The following is a 5565-nucleotide window of genomic DNA, read 5'->3' as shown; positions in this document are numbered from 1 at the left end:
AAGTCAGCGAACTGGCTTCAAGACTCATTGATGAGCCATTCCTTGCCCCTGTGCGCGCGCCAAATGAAAAAAAAAGTAAAACGCCTACCTGAAAACTTTCGATTTGGCAGCACGCCTCTGTATCACTTCTACTCAACCGGCGAAAAGCCGGAGGCAGACGGTGTAAGACGAACAACGGAAAACTGCATAGAGCTGGAAACGTTCTCGAACTCAAACAAAGCGGGGGCTGCTCATTTCATAGGACTGTCCATAATAGTGACAACCTTGACGATTCTCCTTGGGATGAGCGCAATAGGGTTTGAAAAAATAACGCGTGAAACAACGATCACCGCATTCTTAATTGCACTTTTTCCGCCCATGATAGGTGGAGCATTTTACTTTCTGAGCGGCAACCACCGCTGCCGTGGATCATTCATTCGCATTCACCGTGGCACTCGCAAGGTCTACTATATTTTCCCGGGTCAAAAAGAACTTCACATCCTCGATTGGGATCAGCTCGAAGCACTGGCCGGTTACATCCCCATCATCTCCGGCAGCATCAATACCAGCCGCCATCCCCTGTACCTGGTGGGCATCGACCATGCAATGAAGCCCCCCACCGAAATCTGCCTGTGTTGTGGCAACCTGGGTATCTACGATGGCGATCGTTCGGCAAAATCGCTCTGGTCTTACCTGCAACACTTCATGGCGAACGGCCCCGATGGCTTGCCGGAGCCGCCCCCACTTCCTGCGCGAATGACACGAAAACAGGCAACATTGCGGCACTTCCAGGAGTGGAAAAGCGCCTTGAACAACAGCCTGTCCAGCCGACGCGGCAAACGTTGGGCACCCATCAGATTGCCTGTGAGGGTATTTTGGCTGTTCTGGCACATTTTCCCCCAGTGCTTGGCCGAGTTCATCCAGTACAACGTGCCCTATACGCAATTTCCGCGGGAAATCGACGAGCTCTGCGGGTTTGTGCAGAAGCGCAAAACCATCATTCGCGTGAACGGAAAACGCGTTGACGGGTGATCTATTCGCCAACGCCCTTTGGTACCAACAACCACAGAACCAAGCCATAGGCGACTTCGCCATCAGCCCCAGGCAGGCCACACCATGTTCATGAAACCCTTCTCCGGCGCCAAACTCGCCCTGCTCTTCAACGACCACCTGCTGACCTACAAGCGTGACGTCAAGGACACCATACCCTTCCCGGGCTGCTGGGATTTTGCCGGTGGCGGCCGCGAGGGGGACGAAACGCCGGTCGAATGCGCCCTGCGTGAACTGGAAGAGGAATTCGCCCTGCGGCTGTCGCCCGAGCGCATCGAATGGCGCCGCAGCTACCCCAGCGTCTCGCACCCTGGTTGGGAGGCCTGGTTTCTGGTGGGGCAACTCACCCAGGCGGAAATCGACGCCATCGCGTTCGGTGACGAAGGCCAGTACTGGAAAATGATGCCGATCGACGAGTACCTGAAGCACGCCGAAGGCGTCTGGTACCTGCAAGCCCGACTGCGTGACTACCTCGCACACGCCGCACAACGCTGACCAGCACCTGGCCTGCCCATGCTACTCAGGGGGAATGTGCCGTGGTCGTGGCCCGGGCCTGATGCGCCCGGGCCGGCACGACCTTGCCAGCGGCTTACATATGGCTGTGATCGTGCATCTGATGCTTATCATGGCCATCAGTGGCGGTCAGCGGGCGCACCGGCGCATCGACCTTGATCGATTCCTGCTGGCCCTTGGCATCTTCGACGATCAGGGTCAGCGGCACGCTGTCGCCTTCTTTCACCTGCTTGACCAGGCCCATCAGCATCACATGGTAACCGTTGCTGTCCAACACCACCGGCTTGCCGGCCGGCAGCGCCAGCGACTTGACCTCGGCCATGCCCATCACGTCATTGTGCATGGTCATCTGGTGCACCTGCACGGTCTTGGCCGCCGGCGATTCAACCGCCACCAGCTTGCTGTCAGCGCTGGCAGTGATTGTCATGAACGCACCGGTCGCCTGCTGGCTCGGCACACTGGCACGTACCCACGCGCCTTCGACGGTGGTCTGGGCAACGGCCGGCAGCGCCGCACCGAACAGGGACAGCAGTGCCATCGCGCCAAGCGCGTGTTTAACGGGAGAACGCATCAACAAACCTCCATCACAGTAAGCAAATCTTCGGTGCATTCCTTGGCGTTGAGCGAATGCGGCAAGCCCAGGCGCAGTACACCGCGCGAATCGAACACGTAGCTGGTCGAGGAGTGCGAGATGGTATAGGTGTCGCCCGCCGGCACTTTCTCGTAGAACACACCAAATTCCTTGGCCACCGCTGCCGTCTCTTCAAGGGTGCCCGACAACGCCACGAACGAGGGGTCGAACGCCTTGACGTAGGCATCCAGTACTTCGGGGGTATCACGCTCGGGGTCCAGGCTGATGAACACCACCTGCAGGAAGTCGGCGTCGCGGCCCATCAGCTTCTTGATCTGCACCGCGCGCGCCAGGGTGGTCGGGCACACGGCCGGGCACTGGGTAAAGCCGAAGAACACCATCGGCATCGAGCCCTGGAAACTCGACAGGGTCATCACATTGCCTTGCGGGTCCTTGAGCTTGAAGGTACGGCCCAGGATCTTGTTGCTCAGGTCCTTGCCGTACTTGAAGTCCAGCGCACTGGAGCTGTCGCAACCTGTCAGGGCGCCAAGGCCGAGCAGGCTGAGCCCGGCGATAACGGTGCGCCGGGTCAGTAAATGATTCATGTAACCATCCTTTTGGGAAGGTGCCGACCCCGGTAGTGGGGCCCTTGCGCATGGTTTTGCGAGGCGGCATTTTGTCACGCAAGCGATACCGGTTCCAGCGCACAGCGCCCGAAGGGTGCGGCCTGATGTCGCAGCGAAGGCGGCAACATTGTAAGGAAGATTTACCAAGGCAATAGAAATGTTATACAGTAACCACTCAATTAAACACCCCTTGCCTGCGACCCTTCAATGACTAGCGCCAACGCCCTCCCCACCGCCACTACCCTGCGCCAACGCCTGCTGTCCATCGACGCGCTGCGGGGCCTGGTGATCCTGTTCATGCTGCTGGACCATGTGCGCGAGACCTTCCTGCTGCACCGCCAGGTCAGCGACCCGATGAACATCGACACGACCGAGCCGGCCCTGTTCATCAGCCGCACCCTGGCCCACCTGTGCGCCCCGGTGTTCGTGCTGCTGACCGGGCTGTCGGCCTACCTGTACGGCGCCAAGCATCAGGGCAAGGGCGATGTCGCCAGTTTTCTGTTCAAGCGCGGGCTGTTTCTGGTAGTGCTGGAGTTCACCCTGGTGAACTTTGCCTGGACCTTCCAGTTGCCACCGAGCGTGATCTACATGCAGGTGATCTGGGCCATCGGCGTGAGCATGATCGCGCTGGCCGCGCTGGTGTGGCTGCCACGCCCGCTGTTGCTGGTACTGGGCGTGGCGATCATCGCCGGGCACAACCTGCTCGACAGCCTGCACTTCCCGGTCGGCTCGGCCATGCACGTGCCGTGGGCGATCCTGCACGACCGCGGCTGGATCGAGTTCTCCGACAGCCTGCGCCTGCGCACCTCCTACCCGGTGCTGCCGTGGATCGGCGTGATCGCGCTGGGTTACTGCCTGGGCCCGTGGTTCGCCGCCTCATTGCCGGCAGCCACCCGCCAGCGCCGTCTGTTGCTGGCAGGCGGGGCAGCCTTGCTGGGTTTCGTGGCGTTGCGCCTGGTGAATGGCTACGGCGAAGCGCCGTGGGTTTCGCATGAGGCTGGCGTACACACCCTGATGAGTTTCTTCAACATCACCAAGTACCCGCCTTCACTGCTGTTTCTGGCCCTGACGCTGGGCCTGGGGCTGTTGTTGCTGCTGGGCTTCGAACGCGCCCAGCAACGCAAATGGATCAGCACCCTGGCGGTGTTCGGTGCTGCACCGATGTTCTTCTACCTGCTGCACCTGTACGTGCTCAAGCTGCTGTACATGGCCAGCGTGGCGCTGTTCGGCCTGAACCAGGGCAGCTACTTCGGCTTCGACGGTATTGCTGCGGTGTGGCTGACCTCGGTGCTGCTGGCGGTGGCGCTGTACCTGCCAGTGCGCTGGTTCGCCGCGCTCAAGGCACGTCGGCGCGACGTCGCCTGGCTGAAATATCTCTGAGGTTTTGTTTCCCCCTTGGCGGCGTGATCGACTACCATGCCGCCCGCCGGTTTCCACACGGAATTAATAGGGAATCCGAGACGCCACACCACGGCGCCAAACGGAACTGCCCCCGCAACTGTAGGTGCCGAGCCTGCTCCTGTAATGCCACTGGATCGAATCCGGGAAGGCTGGAGCCAGGCGACGACGCACCAGTCAGGAGACCTGCCGGCACAGCAACAATCACTAACCGGCGGGGTGTCCGGGGAGGACATCCTTGCCGTGCGCGCCGCTTGCGCGCAACGGCCTCGTACTGCCTGCGTGGCAGTGCCCGGTGATGTGTTTCCAGGCGGTACACCCTTGCCCGTGTACGGTTCGAATGGAGATCGCATCATGCTGTTGCCCCGCCTTGCCACCCTGCTTGCCGGCCTGGGTCTGTCGACCCTGGCCCACGCCGCCCCGACCCACTACCCGTTGACCGTGCACAACTGCGGCAGCCCCCTGACCTTCCAGCACGCACCCGACAGCGCCGTGACCATCGGCCAGGCCGGCACCGAGATGTTCTATGCGCTGGGCCTGGGCGACAAGCTGGCCGGCACCTCGCTGTGGTTCAACGATGTACTGGCGCCGTACAAGGTGCAGAACGACAAGGTCGAGCGCCTGGCCGACAACGACCCAAGCTTCGAGGCGGTGATCGGCAAACGTCCGCAACTGGTGGCCGTGCAGCTGGAATGGATGGTGGGCCCGCAGGGCGTGGTCGGCACCCGCGAGCAGTTCCATGAACTGAACATCCCCACCTACCTGATGCCCTCCGACTGCGAAGGCAAGGACAACCTGGTAGGCGCCGACGGCACGCGGCTGCAGCCGTTCAGCATCGACAGCATCTACACGAGCATCAGCCAACTGGCCGAGATCTTCGATGTACAGGCGCGTGGCACGCAGCTGAACGACGAACTCAAGGCCCGTCTGGTCAAGGCCACCGCCGCGGTGCAGGGCAAGGACCTGAAAAACACCAGCGCACTGTTCTGGTTCTCCAGCGCCGACCTCGACATCGACCCGTACGTGGCCGGGCGCAAAGGCATCCCCGACTACATGCTCAACACCCTGGGCGTGCGCAATGTGGTCGAGTCCGACGAAGAATGGCCGACCGTGGGCTGGGAAACCATCGCCAAGGCCAACCCGACCTTCCTGGTGATTGCGCGCATGGACCGCCGCCGTTTCCCGGCTGACGACTACGAGAAAAAACTCGAGTTCCTGCGCAGCGACCCGGTCACCCGGAACATGGACGCGGTCAAGCACAACCGCATCGTGATCCTCGACGCACATGCCATGCAGGCCAGTACCCGGCTGTTCACCGGCATGGAAACCCTGGCCTCGGCCATCAACGGTTTCGACCTGCCCAAATGAACGCCAGCCTCGTGCGCACCGTGCTGGCCTGCCTGGCGTTGCTGCTGGCACTGCTGGCCG

The 5565-nt window shown here is 61.3% G+C and carries 6 protein-coding genes and 1 riboswitch; of the genes, 4 read left to right on the top strand and 2 right to left on the bottom strand.

Going from position 1 to position 5565, the window contains the following annotated elements; translation table 11 throughout:
• A partial coding sequence (locus G3436_RS18580; protein ID WP_243667214.1) for a DUF6708 domain-containing protein occupies window positions 1-1011 on the top strand: 1011 nt, incomplete at its 5' end.
• Between the two features lie 84 nt (window positions 1012-1095).
• Window positions 1096-1524 carry an NUDIX hydrolase gene (locus G3436_RS18575; protein ID WP_163947858.1) on the top strand — a complete coding sequence of 143 codons (429 nt, stop codon included), beginning with the start codon at window positions 1096-1098 and terminating at the stop codon, window positions 1522-1524.
• A 94-nt stretch (window positions 1525-1618) separates the two neighbouring features.
• Here the strand turns inward: G3436_RS18575 and G3436_RS18570 are convergent, their stop codons facing one another.
• Together G3436_RS18570 and G3436_RS18565 are read right to left on the bottom strand one after the other, a co-directional pair.
• On the bottom strand, window positions 1619-2113 hold the full coding sequence (locus tag G3436_RS18570) for a copper chaperone PCu(A)C (RefSeq protein ID WP_420801223.1): 495 nt from the start codon (window positions 2111-2113) through the stop codon (window positions 1619-1621).
• Window positions 2113-2718: an SCO family protein gene (locus G3436_RS18565; protein ID WP_163947853.1), complete on the bottom strand. Its 606-nt coding sequence runs from the start codon at window positions 2716-2718 to the stop codon at window positions 2113-2115. The genes G3436_RS18570 and G3436_RS18565 overlap by 1 nt, the downstream gene beginning before the upstream one ends.
• A 228-nt stretch (window positions 2719-2946) precedes the next feature.
• Between G3436_RS18565 and G3436_RS18560 the strand changes: the two genes are divergently transcribed.
• Both G3436_RS18560 and G3436_RS18555 read left to right on the top strand, forming a co-directional pair.
• On the top strand, window positions 2947-4119 hold the full coding sequence (locus G3436_RS18560) for an acetyltransferase domain-containing protein (protein ID WP_163947850.1): 1173 nt from the start codon (window positions 2947-2949) through the stop codon (window positions 4117-4119).
• 31 nt (window positions 4120-4150) lie between these two features.
• A riboswitch (cobalamin riboswitch) is annotated at window positions 4151-4345 on the top strand.
• Window positions 4346-4491: 146 nt separating this feature from the next.
• On the top strand, window positions 4492-5505 hold the full coding sequence (locus G3436_RS18555) for an ABC transporter substrate-binding protein (protein WP_163947848.1): 1014 nt from the start codon (window positions 4492-4494) through the stop codon (window positions 5503-5505).
• Window positions 5506-5565 lie beyond the last annotated feature (60 nt).

Origin of the sequence: Pseudomonas brassicae (genome assembly GCF_010671725.1) — a bacterium.
In the GTDB taxonomy this organism is placed as follows: Bacteria; Pseudomonadota; Gammaproteobacteria; order Pseudomonadales; family Pseudomonadaceae; genus Aquipseudomonas; species Aquipseudomonas brassicae.
Note: the sequence above shows the minus strand (reverse complement) of the source record. Positions and strands in the feature narration are given on the sequence as shown.